Origin of the sequence: Streptococcus sp. X13SY08 (assembly GCF_001182825.2) — a bacterium.
Taxonomy (GTDB): domain Bacteria; phylum Bacillota; class Bacilli; order Lactobacillales; family Streptococcaceae; genus Streptococcus.
The window spans coordinates 172,418-187,707 of the sequence record NZ_LFYO02000003.1 but is presented as its reverse complement, the minus strand read 5'-3'; the positions used below and the strand labels follow the sequence as shown (position 1 = coordinate 187,707).

At 39.5% G+C, this 15,290-nt stretch carries 13 protein-coding genes and 3 pseudogenes; 2 read left to right on the top strand and 14 right to left on the bottom strand.

What is annotated here, in order from left to right:
* Positions 1 to 8: 8 nt before the first annotated feature.
* From AEX56_RS06595 to AEX56_RS06585, 3 genes are read right to left on the bottom strand one after another with little or no spacing between them, the layout of a single operon-like run.
* Positions 9 to 1,844, bottom strand: a complete 1,836-nt coding sequence (locus AEX56_RS06595) for a hypothetical protein (protein ID WP_049618422.1) — start codon at positions 1,842 to 1,844, stop codon at positions 9 to 11.
* 19 nt (positions 1,845 to 1,863) lie between these two features.
* Positions 1,864 to 3,093 carry an MvaI/BcnI family restriction endonuclease gene (locus AEX56_RS06590; protein ID WP_049618421.1) on the bottom strand — a complete coding sequence of 410 codons (1,230 nt, stop codon included), beginning with the start codon at positions 3,091 to 3,093 and terminating at the stop codon, positions 1,864 to 1,866.
* Positions 3,093 to 3,554 (bottom strand): helix-turn-helix domain-containing protein, encoded by a 462-nt coding sequence (locus AEX56_RS06585; protein WP_049618555.1) that lies wholly within the window; start codon positions 3,552 to 3,554, stop codon positions 3,093 to 3,095. The genes AEX56_RS06590 and AEX56_RS06585 overlap by 1 nt, the downstream gene beginning before the upstream one ends.
* Before the next feature lie 190 nt (positions 3,555 to 3,744).
* Here AEX56_RS06585 and AEX56_RS06580 point away from each other — a divergent pair, with 190 nt between their 5' ends.
* Positions 3,745 to 5,301 carry a DNA cytosine methyltransferase gene (locus tag AEX56_RS06580; protein WP_049618420.1) on the top strand — a complete coding sequence of 519 codons (1,557 nt, stop codon included), beginning with the start codon at positions 3,745 to 3,747 and terminating at the stop codon, positions 5,299 to 5,301.
* Between the two features lie 282 nt (positions 5,302 to 5,583).
* On the opposite strand, the gene rpsI is transcribed toward AEX56_RS06580, so the two are convergent.
* The 6 genes and pseudogenes from rpsI to rlmB form a co-directional block, all read right to left on the bottom strand.
* Positions 5,584 to 5,976 carry a 30S ribosomal protein S9 gene (rpsI, locus tag AEX56_RS06575; RefSeq protein ID WP_049618419.1) on the bottom strand — a complete coding sequence of 131 codons (393 nt, stop codon included), beginning with the start codon at positions 5,974 to 5,976 and terminating at the stop codon, positions 5,584 to 5,586.
* A 21-nt stretch (positions 5,977 to 5,997) separates the two neighbouring features.
* Positions 5,998 to 6,444: a 50S ribosomal protein L13 gene (rplM, locus tag AEX56_RS06570; protein ID WP_049618418.1), complete on the bottom strand. Its 447-nt coding sequence runs from the start codon at positions 6,442 to 6,444 to the stop codon at positions 5,998 to 6,000.
* A 212-nt stretch (positions 6,445 to 6,656) separates the two neighbouring features.
* Complete coding sequence (locus AEX56_RS06565; protein ID WP_049618417.1) at positions 6,657 to 6,845, bottom strand: helix-turn-helix transcriptional regulator; 189 nt, start codon at positions 6,843 to 6,845, stop codon at positions 6,657 to 6,659.
* 95 nt (positions 6,846 to 6,940) lie between these two features.
* Positions 6,941 to 7,801: a DegV family protein gene (locus tag AEX56_RS06560; protein ID WP_049618416.1), complete on the bottom strand. Its 861-nt coding sequence runs from the start codon at positions 7,799 to 7,801 to the stop codon at positions 6,941 to 6,943.
* Positions 7,791 to 8,315, bottom strand: a pseudogene (locus AEX56_RS06555) (NYN domain-containing protein). The gene AEX56_RS06560 and the pseudogene AEX56_RS06555 overlap by 11 nt, the downstream one beginning before the upstream one ends.
* Positions 8,316 to 8,342: 27 nt before the next feature.
* Positions 8,343 to 9,071 carry a 23S rRNA (guanosine(2251)-2'-O)-methyltransferase RlmB gene (rlmB, locus tag AEX56_RS06550; protein WP_049618415.1) on the bottom strand — a complete coding sequence of 243 codons (729 nt, stop codon included), beginning with the start codon at positions 9,069 to 9,071 and terminating at the stop codon, positions 8,343 to 8,345.
* Between the two features lie 77 nt (positions 9,072 to 9,148).
* Here rlmB and AEX56_RS06545 point away from each other — a divergent pair, with 77 nt between their 5' ends.
* The gene (locus AEX56_RS06545) at positions 9,149 to 10,108 is read left to right on the top strand and encodes an aromatic acid exporter family protein (RefSeq protein ID WP_049618414.1); all 960 of its coding nucleotides are present in this window, start codon (positions 9,149 to 9,151) and stop codon (positions 10,106 to 10,108) included.
* Positions 10,109 to 10,142: 34 nt separating this feature from the next.
* On the opposite strand, the gene AEX56_RS06540 is transcribed toward AEX56_RS06545, so the two are convergent.
* The 5 genes and pseudogenes from AEX56_RS06540 to AEX56_RS09105 form a co-directional block, all read right to left on the bottom strand.
* The gene (locus AEX56_RS06540) at positions 10,143 to 11,522 is read right to left on the bottom strand and encodes a glycoside hydrolase family 1 protein (protein WP_049618413.1); all 1,380 of its coding nucleotides are present in this window, start codon (positions 11,520 to 11,522) and stop codon (positions 10,143 to 10,145) included.
* Between the two features lie 118 nt (positions 11,523 to 11,640).
* Positions 11,641 to 12,658 (bottom strand): annotated as a pseudogene (locus AEX56_RS06535) (ABC transporter ATP-binding protein).
* Positions 12,659 to 12,775: 117 nt separating this feature from the next.
* Positions 12,776 to 13,645 carry a helix-turn-helix domain-containing protein gene (locus tag AEX56_RS06530; protein WP_053093950.1) on the bottom strand — a complete coding sequence of 290 codons (870 nt, stop codon included), beginning with the start codon at positions 13,643 to 13,645 and terminating at the stop codon, positions 12,776 to 12,778.
* Between the two features lie 64 nt (positions 13,646 to 13,709).
* Positions 13,710 to 14,141: a helix-turn-helix domain-containing protein gene (locus tag AEX56_RS09110; RefSeq protein WP_236683028.1), complete on the bottom strand. Its 432-nt coding sequence runs from the start codon at positions 14,139 to 14,141 to the stop codon at positions 13,710 to 13,712.
* Between the two features lie 468 nt (positions 14,142 to 14,609).
* Positions 14,610 to 15,287 (bottom strand): annotated as a pseudogene (locus AEX56_RS09105) (alpha-mannosidase); the annotation flags it as partial.
* Positions 15,288 to 15,290: the final 3 nt, after the last annotated feature.

Genomic DNA, 15,290 nt, shown 5'->3' with positions numbered 1-15,290 from the left:
CTTTATCATCAATTATTAAGATTTGTATATATCTCTCCTTTCTTAGTGTAGGAATCCATTCCAGACTCCATCGCTTCAATAAATTTATCGTGACTTTTTTCCTCAAGACCATTAATAGAGTCTTTTATTTTACTGGAACTGAATTCCCCTGACATAATAGAATAATTTCCATTATTGTCTTTTAAAGTGATAATCAAATAATCTGGCTCTAGTAATGTACCTAATGTAGAATTATGTGTTATAACAACAACCATACTATTTCTTGCAAGTTGCTTCAATTCTTTATTCAACTCATTTTTTATATAAGCGTTATCTAAAGATGATTCTGGCTCATCTATTAGTATAATCGGATTATTTTTAGCTTCATTTAATCTTAACATCAGAGCAAAACCTACAGCTTGCCCACCAGAAGCAGGAATCCCATCTGAATCAAGCAGACGTTCATTTTTTAACGAAGTCTCAGCAACAATACCTTTTAGAAATTCATTTATTTTTTTCTCTAATTGTTGCCTATGAATAACTTTGTTAATACTGCATTTTTGAACATTTGAAATTCCAGTACGAGCTGTAAGAGTAGTTTTGACCTCAACCATAACTTCATTAACTTTTTTCTTAATCTCGTTCTCTTGTTTGAATTTCAAGTATCGCTCTCTAAGCTCTGAATAAACATCAATAAAATTATTTTTCTTTTTAATACTATTTAGCAACAAACCCCATATTTCATCTTTTTCAATAACCTCTTTAATATTTACAAGTGCATTTTTTATAAACTCTATGTTGGATAATTCATATTCGGTTTCTTGAAATAATAAATATTTTTGACTTGATTGACTCCTAGCCATTTCATTAGCAAATTTTTTAACATCGTTCAAAAAGCCTCCAATGTTTTCTTGTTCCGTTTCATCATTATTTAAATAGTCTTTAACTTTCAAAAATTGAGTTTTATATTTTTCTTGCCAAGAATGTAGAGCCATTAAACTTTGTTCTTTTCTTTGTTTCTCAATATATTCGTCAGCACGAGCGGTTTCAAATTGTTTTATTTCATAGTATTTATCCTCGCTATACTCCTCCTTTATCTTTTCCAAAAAATGAGTTTTACCAGTCCCACGTTTTCCTACTACTAAGTTAAGACCTGAAGAAATATTTACTCCGTTAATGTTGATAACATCTTGCAAATTATCCTTATTTACACTTATTTTACTTCTATCACGCAAACATCTTTTTATATCCTCCAATTCACATGAATCAACCTGTAGATAGGTCTGTTTGTTTTGTAATTTTTGAATATCATTTCGGTCATCCGTATCATTATCTGTTGCGTGAGCATCACTAAATAAACAAGGGATTAAACTATCAGGATTATTATGAGCGACATTGAACCTTAGTTGGTTAGGGACACCACCAACATGTACAACGCTACTTAATACACTTGGAATTTTTTTAATTCCTTTACTCTTTCCGAGTTCAAATATATAGATACCTTGATTCCAACAAGGCAATTGTTCACATAACTGTTCGCTTGTTATGCTGTCTGACTGGGTTTGATGAATTTGAAATAACCAATCTGAAAAAACAGATAATTCATCAATGCAAGTAACAGGAAAGACGATATTTACATGTCCAACATCTAAGGCAAGCTCAATTCCAGGATAAACTTTAACTTCATCTAAAGCTACCGTAATTTCTTCAAAATTTTTCTTATCAAATAAGTCATGGTTTGTTATTGCTATAGCATCTAATTCTGTTGCTTCAACATATTTTTTCAGCCACTCTAACGAAAATACAACCCCAGAATCCTTTATACTTGAAACAGTATGGATATGAAAATCAATCTTTTTAGTCATTAAGCAACCCTCAACCTTTCTAACTGTTTACTTCATCTAATTGAATCACTTCTGTACTACCAAATAACAAACTTCTTTGCTTATTTTTTATCCGCCAAGCATTACCATGATTCTTGCCTGCGTACTTGCCTGACGGGGTTGTATAACCTCGCCAGTCATAGATAATTGCTCCTGATTTTATCAGAGAAAGAAAAGTCATAAATTGTGGTGAACGAGTTAACTCAGCCTCAACATACTTGAATCGACCTATTTCACCATCCATTTGAGATTCAACTTTCACCCATAAGGTAGCTGGGTGTTTTTTATGTAATTCTTCCTCCAATGCTTTAAATGTCCAAAAGGCAGACAAAACACTTCTCTTATTTTCTTGTTTTCGTAACTCGACAATATTATCTCCATCATTAACTGCCAGATAGAATCCTTGGTTATTTTGAGGATTTTCTTCTGAACCTATTGTAATATATAAGCTCTTATATCCTAAATGCTTGTCTGAGTCATAGCCATACATGCGAGCAAATGCTGATGCTCTGCTTCTGTCGTTCAGCTCAAACTCTGCAACGGGTGTTCCTTCAAAATCGGGACGTAGAGTGAATAGAGTATCCAATGTTTTAGCGGATTTTGATTTTAGCTCAATGATTCCCTCAAAATCAGCTTCTTGATTATTATTAGTTTTAATTCCCAAAAGTGACTCCAGAGTATCCCCGGCATCTTTCGGAGCAATCTTACCTACACCTTTAGAATTTCTATGAAATCCTTGTTTTGCTATAGATTTAATCAATGGAATCAACCTATTTAACGAATCTTCGACTTTATCTTGTCCAAACAGGTGTATAATAGTGCTACTTCTAGGAATACTTCGTGTAACATTAAATAAAGTAAGTTCTTTTTGATTATTTACAGTAATATAAATCAAGTCGTTAACACTGATTTGAGATGACCTTATAAACTCCCCCAATCCGTATATCCAAAATCGCTCATCGCCTCTTTTATTGGCTTTATAGAAGCTGATTTTTACTTCGTGTTTTTGATCACCCAACACCAGATTAGCTGTCAAATAAACTTTATCCGTTAATTTTTTAAAATCCAATAAGTCATTATCTAGCAGCAATTTCCTCAAAAAACCATTTGCATCGATGATGCTTTTATTTAGCATTGTTTGCGTCAATCTGATAACAGTATAATCGTTATAATTATATTTATGTATCATGTTGATAACCTCTAACTCATCATCATATGGAATAAATTGCATTAGTTTTCTCCCCTCTTAAATAAATCAGCAAGCGAAACTTCCATTTCCTCAGCAAGACTTTCTATTGTTGAAAAATAAATATCGGAGTATTTACTATTTACAAGATTACTTATAGTAGATTCTCTAACTCCACTTGAATTACTCAATGAAAACTGCTTCCAACCTCTCAAATATAACTTCACATTTTGCATAAGTATATTTTTGTAATCCTCCACCGAATTTAGATAAAAATATTTAGAGGCACTGATTTTATCGGTTCTAGTAAGAAGCTCTGGAAAATTAATTGATAAGGCATTGGAAACCTCTATTAAAGTTGAAAATTTTGGGCTATGATCTGTATTAGAAGATAATAATTTATTGACCGTTTGCCTGCTAAGTCCCGTCTGCTTAGCTAGATCATTTTGTGTTAATTCACTCGAATAAAGTAATCGTTCAATATTTTCTTTGATATATCGCTCCATAACCATTCTCCAACTATCATTTTTCTTTATATTACAACTTTTGTTTATGTTGAAATTCATTTTAATTTACATTTTGACTGGCTTTAAAACTCTTTTACGGATATATAAATAGAACAGTGGCAACTCCTGGACTTTTCAATAAAATTCTGATATACTACTAAGGTAGTAAATACACAATTCGAGGTAAATTATGCCCTATGCAATAGACTTATTCTGTGGTGCTGGAGGATTTAGTGAAGGAATCCTCCAAGCTGGATTTGATATTATCTTCTCCAGCGATAAAAGCCCTATGGCAGAAGAAACATATACGAACCGACATCAACAATTAGGTTTAATTGAAGGTGTCGATACACACTTTGAACTTGCTGATATAAAAGAACTTACTTCTGATAAAATTTTTCAATCAATCAACTCCTTGAAATATGGGAATATTTTTGAAAAGGGAACTGTGGATGTTATTTTTGGCGGTCCCCCTTGCCAAGGTTTCAGCCGTCTAGGAAAAAGAGATTCAAAAGACCCTAGAAATATGCTCTTTCATGAATATCTGCGAATTATTAAAGACGTTATGCCACGTTATGTAGTTATGGAAAATGTGACCGGTATTTTAGATATGCAGATGTTAGACTTTCCAAGCGTACTTGATAATAGAATTTACGAAGGACAGAATTTGGTTCAATCCATTCTTAGAAATGAATTGGAAGAACTGGGGTACACTTTACTTGATGTTCAGGTTCTGAATGCTGCGAACTTTGGCGTTCCACAACAAAGAAATCGAGTTGTATTTTTAGCATATCGCAACGATGTAACTCCTATAGAATATCCAGAAAGTGACAATGATATTCCATGCGTTACTGTTTACGATGCTTTAGGTGACCTTTATGACGGGGGATTTAACTATGAAACAGATTATTCCTTACAAAGTCAATTGGGGAGAACACCCAATGTTAATGGCCATCCCATTGTAAATGTGAACCCATCGAATATGGAAACCTCAAAACACGATGATATTGTGATGCAACGATTTTCATTATATCAACAAGGCGAGAACAGGGCTAAAGCTGTTAATAGAATCCAATTAGAAGGATTAGAATTACAGAGAGATTATCCCAATCTATTCATCGAAAGCTTATTTCAACTCAATGGCAAAGCAAACCAACCTCACATTCTCAAACAACTAAAAAAACAAGATCTGTTTCAAGAAAGTTTTAAATCAGAACGATGGCTACAATTTACAAATCGTCAACTTGGTTTATTGTCAATGAATGATAATGATAACTCAGTAGTTAGACAACATATTTTAAAATCATTAGCACTCAGATTAAAAACATCATTTGAGGACGCTGAACTATTTTGGAATGAAGTCAAGAGTCATTTAAACTCAGAAATTACAGGAGATAAGTTTTCAAAAATGCTAAGAGATGGAGATTTAACTCCTGCAGCAATTGAAGCAATCTTTACTAAAAAAAGCATTCGAGTTCGCCTTAGCCAAGTTACTGTTTCTCCTACTATGGTAACATTGCCAGATGACTATATTCACCCATTCTTTAATCGTGTTTTAACCGTTAGAGAAATGGCAAGACTACAATCTTTTGATGATAGCTTTGAATTTTTAGGAAAGCGCACTACCGGAGGCGATAAGCGAGCAAAAGAAACACCACAATTCACTCAAGTAGGTAATGCCGTCCCGCCGTTACTGGCTAAAGTAATTGCCGAACAAGTGATGACAGCGATAAATCAACAACAATAGAATGAGGGATCTGAAGAGTGTCCCCAGATATTAACAAACATCAGGAAAAACGCTGCTCTGGCCTTTCCTGACGTTTATTTTTTCGATAGCGTGTATACACTATCTGAGCTCACAAAAACTGAGATCTATTTTTTAGGTCATCTTTGAATTATCTGTACTAGATACGGTAACTGACGTTATAAGTACAAGCAATTTTAATAAAGTAAACTTTTCGAAAATTCACGAAAAAAGCACCCCTGAGGTAAAACTCTTGAGTGCTTGAAACGTTGATATAACAATATATTAACGTTTTGAGAATTGTGAAGCTTTACGAGCTTTCTTAAGACCTGGTTTTTTACGTTCAACCATACGTGCATCACGTGTAAGAAGGCCAGCGCGTTTCAATGAATCGCGGAAGTCTGGGTCTACTTGAAGCAATGCGCGAGCGATACCGTGACGGATCGCACCTGATTGACCACCGTATCCACCACCATTAACGTTAACGAAAACGTCGTATGCACCTTCAGTTGAAGTAACTGCAAATGGTTGGTTGATAACAAGACGCAAGTCAGCGTGCGGGATGTACGCTTCTACATCTTTTTTGTTAACTGTGATTTTACCAGTACCTGGAACCAAACGAACGCGTGCAACAGCGTTTTTACGACGGCCAGTACCTGCATATTGTGCTTGTGCCATTATTTATTTGCTCCTTTCTTCTTAGATAAGTCCTGAGATATCAAGTACTTCTGGCTGTTGTGCTGCGTGAGTGTGCTCACCGCCAACGAAGACTTTCAATTTCATGCCTTGTGCGCGTCCAAGAGTGTTATGTGGAAGCATACCTTTAACAGATTTTTCAATCAAACGAACAGCATTTTTAGAACGAAGTTCACCAGCTGTGATTGATTTCAAACCACCTGGATGCAATGAGTGAGTGTAGTAAACTTTATCTGTTGCTTTTTTACCAGTCAATTTAACTTTTTCAGCATTGATAACGATCACGAAGTCACCTGTATCAGTGTGTGGTGTGAAAGTTGGTTTGTTTTTTCCGCGAAGTACACTAGCAACTACTGCAGAAAGACGTCCAAGAGGTACATCAGTAGCGTCTACTACGTACCATTTGCGTTCAACTTGGCCTGATTTAGCCATGAAAGTTGTTTTGTTCATGATCTCTCCTATACGAATTCGTAATATTTGTTTACAGTGTGATGGGTGTTCCGTCCCATCGAAGGTATTTGGAAGGTTCCGGGGCCTTTCAAATGGGGTAAACAATACCGTTTATCATCATATCAAAACAAAAGCCCAAAGTCAAGGACTTTTGGCTTGATTTTTTCGGGAAATAGCAGAGCTATCTTGCATATTCGATTTCTTTTCTAGTCTTACCAAAATAGCTGATCTAGGGTAACATCCAGAGCCTCACAGATGGCAATACAGAGGTTGATAGTAGGGTTATAATCTCCTTTTTCCACCGCAGCGATAGTTTGACGCGATACCCCAACTTGTTCAGCTAAATCCTGCTGAGATAAATCCTTACCCGCACGCGATGCTTTCATTCTTAAGTTCTTCAACTATTGCTCCTCTTTTTTATTGAGGTGACTGCCTTTGTCTTTTAAATGACTTAAAACCATCATAAAAAGTAGCTGCACTGCAACTACTTCTATTTTTATCTTCTGCTTTTTCCAATAGAGAGAAGTGCCAAAATATTATTACCCGTGTGAGCGGCAATAACAGGACCAAGAGGCGCAACAATTACTCGTTCCACTCCACTTTCTTGGAGGAGACGTTCCTTCAATTCTTCGGCCGCTTGTTGGTCTCCAGTATAAGCGATGAGAATAGTGTCATCATTGAGGTCAGATAGTGTACGAGCAACCATTTCTGCCACGCCTTTTTTGCGACCACGGATTTTTCCAATCGACTCTAGACGACCTTCGCTATTGATGGAAATCAAGGGTTTGATATTCATCAATCCACCAACCATGGCAGCCACCTTGGATAGACGACCCCCACGTACCAGATGTTCCAAATCGTCGACAATCATATAGGTGTGAAGATAAGGCGCTAACTGCACGATTTCATGGATGGTTTCTTCCAACGTTTTGCCAGCCGCACGCGCCTCAGCTGCCTTCATAACCAAATAGCCCTCTCCTATCGTCGCTGCTTTGGTATCAATGATTTGAATCTTTGCTTCTGGATGCTCTTCACGAATCAATTCACGCGCAATCACTGCACTTTGATAAGTTCCTGATAAGGCTGATGAAAAGACCAGATATAAAATTGCTTCTCCCTTATCAACTGCTTCCTGAAAAACTGCCTCAAACTGTCCCACATTGACTTGGCTGGTTTTTGGCTGGGCACCTTTTTCCATCTCGCGCAGTAAAATTTCACTCGTTAGTCGTGCTGGTCCGACTGTTTCAAAAGTTTGATCGTTAAGTTGGACGGCCAAACCCATCACCGTTACATCATTTTCTCGGACCCATTTTTCCGGCAAGTCAGCCGTCGAATCCGTCAGTATCTTAAATGTCATTTTTCATATTCTCCATCATTTCTTGTAAAGCTTGAAAATTTCCCTCAGACCAAGGATTAAGTCGAGGTGTATACAAATCAACTCGGTCCACAAATCGCTTAAGTTCTTTTTTCCCTGCCGATACGCGCTGTTCCAATTCTCTAGCGGAAACCCGAAGGGCACCCTGTGAGAAGACCGCCCATTGTTCGTTGAGATCACTGGTTGCGACAGATACCGTTAGCTGAGAGGTATTGAGCTCCGCACTGAGGCGTTCAATGTAGCTGTCTGCTGTTTCCTCTTCTTCCGTAAAAATCACAGTCACATTAAATTCATCATAGCGCTGACGCAGACCCGGTACATGCTGAGCATCGAAAACGCAAATGACTTAGATATTTTCAAAAGAGGCGTAATTGGACAATTGATTGAGCAAAATATTCCTAGCTTGATCTAGTTTTCCTTGTTTGAAGGCTTGTTTGGTTGACTGCCAGAAAGCAATCATGTTGTAGCCATCCACAATGAGAATTTTTTCTTTCATAGTCTGGCTCACCTTCCTGAACTTTGATTAGATTTTGTGACGAAATACTTCATACATAAGGACCGCCGCTGCAACACTAGCGTTGAGACTTTGGACATGCCCCTTCATCGGGATGGCCACCATCTCATCCACCTGTTTCTTGATATTAGGAGAGATGCCTTTCCCTTCATTACCAATAATCAAAGCCAATTTGCCAGCCGTATTCCATTTGTGACTTGGTGTGCCATTCATATCGGTTCCGAAAATCCAAAATCCAGCCTCTTTCAGTTTATCCAGAGTCTGGCTAAGATTGGTCACACGAGCAATGGGAACATGGGCCACTGCGCCTGTTGAGGTCTTAGATACAACTGGCGTCACACCAACCGCACGGTGCTTAGGAATGATAATACCTGCCACCTGCGTTGCGTCAGCTGTTCGCAAGATAGAACCAAAATTATGAGGATCTGTCAGCCCGTCCAAAATGAGAATCAGTGGATTTTCCTCAGCTTCCGCTTTGGCCAAAATATCCGCAAATTCTGCGTAGGCAAATTCAGAAACCCGCAAGACAAACCCTTGGTGGACTGCACCTTCTGTCATCTCTGACAAGGTTTTCTTAGGCGTCCAAGAAATGGATACTTTCTTTTCCGCTGCTAAACTTTTAATTTTTTCTACATTTTTACCGCGCAAATCATCCTGAATGTAGAGTTTATTGCCTGTATTAGCATCTAAGCTCTCCACTACAGCATGCACGCCATATACTATATCATTATTTTCCATGCTTTCATTATAGCATAGATTAAAGTCCCCATCCTAAAATGTGGTACAATATTTTGAGGAAGGAGACTGCTATTGCCATGCCCATTTTACAACGGACCGTTAAATTGATTCTAGCGACGATTTTATCCATTTATTTGGCCAATTTTCTTGGTTTGCAAAATGCGACTTCGGCTGGAATCATTGCTATTTTGAGCGTTCTAGATACGCGCAAATCAACTTATTTGATTGCAGTGGAACGCCTTTTTTCAATCTTATTAGCACTTGCCATTGCGGCTGTGGTTTTCGCCATTTTTGGTTTTGATACCTGGACACTCATCCTCTACATGGCTCTCTACATCCCGCTGGCCTACCGTTTCGGTTGGGAGATTGGTATTGCTCCTGCTACCGTCCTCGTTACTCATCTCTTGCTAGAACGGGATATTTCATGGCCTTTTTTGGGAAATGAGCTGACGCTTTTTCTGATTGGTGCTGGGTTGGCCCTCATTTCTAACCTTTATATGCCATCAGAAGAAAAACGCATTACCCTCTACCATGATCAGGTAGAAGATTTACTCAAACAAATTCTCCTGCGATTCGAATCCTTTTTGCTCAACGGTGATGGTCACAACGAAGCTCTTCTGATTAACCAACTAGACGATCTCCTCCATGAAGCCTTGGAAGTGGTGTATCGTGATCGCCATAACCAAGTATTTAACAAGACCAACTACCAAGTCCACTACTTTGAAATGCGGAGTTCGCAAAATAAAATTTTGCGCCAGATGGCCCAACATATCAATCACTGCCTACTAGAAGGTCGTGAATCCATCATTCTAGCCAGCCTCTTCGAACGAACAGCTCAGCAACTAAGTCGAGAAAATTCTGGAAAGGAATTGCTGGAAGATATCGACTTATTCCACCAAGCATTCCGTGACCGACCTCTGCCGCAAACCAGACAAGAATTTGAAACGCGGGCGACCCTCTTTCAACTTCTCCACGATATGGAAACTTTCATTCAGCTAAAAGTGGATTTCTACCACGATTATCCGGAAAATCAATAATGGACCCCTAGCCCTGCTAGAAGTCCATTTTTTCTTATTCAAAACCATTCTGCTGGCTGAGTTCTTTAAACCAGTAACCTGATTTTTTGATGCGTCGTTCTTGAGTTTCTAAATCCAATTCGACCAAACCATAACAGTTTTTATAGCTATTGAGCCATGACCAGCAATCAATGAAGGTCCAGATTAAATAACCTTTACAGTTGGCACCATCTTCTATAGCACGGTGGAGTTGAATCAGGTGATTTTTGACAAAGTCAATGCGATAATCGTCTTGGATAGTGCCATTTTGGGCAAACTTTTCTTCGCCTTCAACGCCCATACCATTTTCCGTCAAAATCCACTCAATATTCCCATATTCTTCTTTAATATTTTGCGCAATGTCGTAAATGCCCTGCCTATAGATCTCCCAACCACGGCGAGGATTGATCTTACGTCCCGGCATATCATAGTGCTCATAATAACAGTCTGGTAAAAATGGAGCATCCGGATTTGGCGCATACTTAGGCGCCATGACCCGTAAAGGTTGATAATAATTGATCCCCAAACAATCGACCGTATTTTCCTTAATATCCGCAAGTTCCGATTGGGTATAGGTTGGCATGAGATCATGCTTTTTGAGAATGTCGATCAACTCTTTTGGATAAACTCCCTTAACCGATGGATCCAAGAAAGACTTAGCTTGGAAGAGCTCCGCTACGCGCGCAGCCTTGAGATCAGCTGGATGCTGACTACGGGGATAAGCGGGTGTGAAATTAAGAACAATCCCAATCTTCTGATTTGGTAATAATTCGTGGCAAGCCTTAACAGCAAGCGATGAGGCTAGTTGGGTATGATAAGCCACCTGAACAGCCGCCTTAGTATCAACCTTGTTTGGATAGTGATAATTATAGAGATAACCACATTCGACCGGAACAATAGGCTCATTGAAGGTAATCCAGTCATCTACTAAATCACCAAATTCTTGGAAACGCAGGCGGGCATAGTCCACATAGGCATCGACGGTTGCACGGTTTTCCCAGCCCCCTTCTTTTTGCAGAGCAAAAGGTAAGTCAAAATGGTAGAGATTAACCAAGAGACGAATTCCCTTCTGACGAATTCGCTCAAATACATCCCGGTAAAAGGCAATGGCTTTTGGATTGACCGCACCGCGTCCCTCGGGAATTAATCGAGACCATTGAATAGAGGTACGAAAAGCATTGTGCCCCGTCTTTTCTAACAGCTCAATGTCATCTCTGTAATGTTGGTAAAAAGTCGAGGTCTGACTAGGTCCGATTTCATTGTGGAAACGATAAGGTTCAATAGAAAACCAGTAGTCCCAGTCGTTATCCCCTTTTCCGTCACCCTCCAGACGACCCTCTGTCTGCGGTCCAGAGGTTGAGCTACCCCAGTAAGAATTTTTCGGAAATTGAAACATATTATTTCCTTCCTATTCAAAAATACTATTTTATTTTCATAACCCTATAGACAAGAAAAAGGGAATCTTTTCTGTTTCTAAAAACAGGAAGGATTCACCTTTTGATAGATTTTGTTGATTAAACAATGGTTGCACTTGTCACATCATCGAAGAAGTGAGCTTTGTTGAGATTGAAGGCAAGACGAACCAATTCACCTGGATTGTGGAAGTCACGCGCATCAACACGAGAAACAAATTCTGTATCGCCAACACGGCTGTAGAGCATTGTTTCTGCACCGAGCAATTCAGATACCACCACCTCAGCTGTTACAACACTCTCTGGGTATGCTTCCAATTCTAAGGCAGATGCGTTGATATCCTTGAAGAGTGACTGGGAAGAAGTTCATTGCTGGGCTACCGATGAAGCTTGCAACAAATTTATTAACTGGTGAGTTGTAGAGTTCTTCTGGTGTACCGATTTGTTCTACGCGACCGATGGTACCAGTACCTGCGTCATTTTTAGTAGCGCTCATTATAACGATACGGTCAGCAAGTGTCATAGCTTCTGTTTGGTCATGCGTTACGTAGATAATAGTGGCACCGATACGGCGGTGGATTTTAGCAATTTCTGTACGCATGGATACACGCAATTTAGCATCCAAGTTAGAGAGTGGCTCATCCATCAAGAATACTTTTGCATCACGAACGATGGCACGACCCATGGCAACACGTTGACGTTGACCACCTGAAAGGTCGGCTGGTTTGCGTTCTAAGAATTCTGTCAAACCAAGGATTTCAGCGGCTTCTTCTACACGTTGTTTGATTTCGCTTTTGCTGTATTTACGCAATTTAAGACCAAATGCCATGTTATCATAAACAGTCATGTGTGGGTACAAAGCGTAGTTTTGGAATACCATGGCGATATCACGGTCTTTTGGAGCCACGTCGTTCATGAGAGAATCATCAATATAGATTTCACCTTCTGTGATGTCTTCTAGACCGGCAATCATACGAAGAGTTGTTGACTTCCCACATCCTGAAGGACCTACGAAAACGATAAATTCTTTGTCTTTGATATCCAAGTTGAAGTTTTCTACAGAGTAATGCTCGCTGTTTGGATATTTTTTATAAATGTTTTTAAGATTCAATTGAACCATGTTCATTCCTCACTTTCTTTATTCTATTACAGTATAAACGAAAGCGCTTGCTTTGTCTTTGTCAAGTTGACCAAAAATAAAAAGACTTTTGTGCAACTTGCCCAAAAGTCTTTTATATTAAAACAAATCCGACAAAATCAAGTTATAACAGAGTGACAAATCGGTTAATTCTTTGAGTTGTAAACCACTGATTTCATGCCATCTGTCCAAACGATACTGAAGTGTATTGCGATGAATATAGAGGCGTTGGGCAGCTTTCGTTAAGACTGCTCCTTCTTTCCACAAAGCCAAGATAATCTCATCCAATTGATCTTGTGACATAATCATAGCGCTCAGGGTTTGTGCTAAATAGTCAAAGTCTTTGCTAGCTTGTGCCTGTCCCCATAAAAAGAGCTGACTAAAAGTTAAGACAGTTGAAGACTGATAGAAACTCTGCCATTTGTCAAACCAATCAAGCTCTGCCTGAAAGAGGCGGGGAAGGTCCTGAACTCGAGCCCAGATTTGTCCCAGAAAGAGGGTCATACGTAGACCAAAGTCAAACTCCATGGCTTCAATGGTATCCACCAAAACTTCTTTGACGTCCAGCAATTGCCCTTGATCAAGAACAAAGATATGGTCCCGCTGATTTAGCTGAAAATGTGCAACTTGATGAGGCAAGAGTTGGGCCATCATTTCGAGCCATTCTTTGATAGTCGTCCCATCCGCCTGCGTCCAGAGACGAGCATGAAGAAATTGCAAACGGGTCACGTCCTGCGGCATTTCCCCTCGACCTGTCATCAAATAAACTTGCCAAGGGTTAGTCGCTTCTTGCGGTGTGTGATGTTCACGAAAAAGTGATACTAAAAAGCGTTCGCGCTCCGTTAAATCAATTTCATCCACCTGCCAAAAACCGTGTTCTGACAGGGGAAGATTGATTTTTCCTTCTTGGTGTCGTGCGGTCGCAAGTAGCTCCCCATTAGGGAACCAATCGCGTATAGTTTGTTTCATAGTCTTAGTCCTTTGGCGTTTTCAGGCTCAAATACCCCATCTTCTGACGATAGGATTTAGGAGATTATCCACAGAAACGTTTAAATATTTTGTAGAAGTAGCCGATATTCGTGTAACCAACTCGGAAACAGATTTCTTCGATTCCATAATCACCTGTGACCAAAAGTTGTTGAGCCATCTTGATGCGTTTACGATTGAGCAATTCCGCAAAGGTAGCCCCCGTTTCCTTCTTGATAATTTGACCTAGATAAACCGTATTGAGAAAGAGACGATCGCTAACTTCCTTGAGGGTCAACTCTGTCTGGTATTCTCGCTTGATGATGTCCAAAACTTCTTCTACATGATGACTATACTGATGTCTCTCGCGAATGTCAAGTAAATGACTGAGCGTGACAGTCAGAAGTGTTTGTAAGTCTTGGCTACTTTCGATTTTTTGGAAGTAGTCTTCCAAGCGGCTGCGCTCTAATTGCTTGAAGCGATGATAGACATCCGTCATAATCTGGTTGAATAATTGCTTGGTCAAATAGACAGCTGGAGCTGCGCTCTGCAATTTTTCAACTATGTCTGGCAAAGCTTGTTCCAAACGATGTACTTGTCCTGATTCCAAATGGGGGAGCAATTCTTGGTAAAAAGCTCTCGTCGTTGCCTGCAATTTCTTTGGAATATGACCGTAGAACAATTTCCGCTCAATCTTATCAACGACGACATCCATGCGGCTGGTCGCATCTATTTCTTCTACAAAAAATACCGATTGATGAGGCAATTGAGGAAGGAAATAAAAGTAGAAACTTTGTTGACCAATCATGCGCTCAATAGTAAACTGATCCGTCACAGGTGCCGCTTCTGCCAGCAAATAGAGTGGCTGGTCAACAGTTAGTAAAGTAGCTAGTTCCTCTCTTCCCCTGACAACTTCTCGCCATCGTTGATGCTGATTCTCTTGATTCATTTCTTCTGTACTGACGCGCAACAAGATCTGTGCCAATTCTTTTTTATTGATGGGTTTGACCAAATAGTCCAACGCCCCGAGGCTGATCGCTTTTTTGGCAGGAATTTCATTGCCATTACTGTACCAGTTGGCAAAAAGAATCCCTAGAACCTGACTACCATCTGCGCCCTGCCAATTCATTTCCGAAAAGGAGGACTGGAATTTATCATCTGATAAGACCTGATTGTCAAAGCCAACTGGTTTGACACCACGACCGAATAAAGACACGTCAATCCCAGCCTGTTGCATCAGTTGTGGCACCTGACCCACATTGCCAAATGTATCGGGGTAGTAGCCAATTTTCGGCGCTTTTCCCCATTTTTGACTGTCTATATGTCCAATCAAGGCATTGCGCACATGAGCTTCCCCGGTTATGAGATAGGCATCCTGCAGGATATAGAAAGATCCGATAACCAAACGTCCCTCATCAATGTATTTCTTTAATTTATCTCGGTTTTGTGGGCGAATTTCTAGATAATCCTCTAAGACAATGGTTTGCCCATCCAAGTGAACGGATTTGAATTCTGGATCGGTTTCAAAAAGTTCAAATAAGTCATCAAAAAGCTCCACCAAACGCATGCGGTGCTCTTCCACAGGCAAATACCATTCGCGATCCCAGTGACTGTGGGACAGAACATGAACTGTTTCTTTTGCCATATT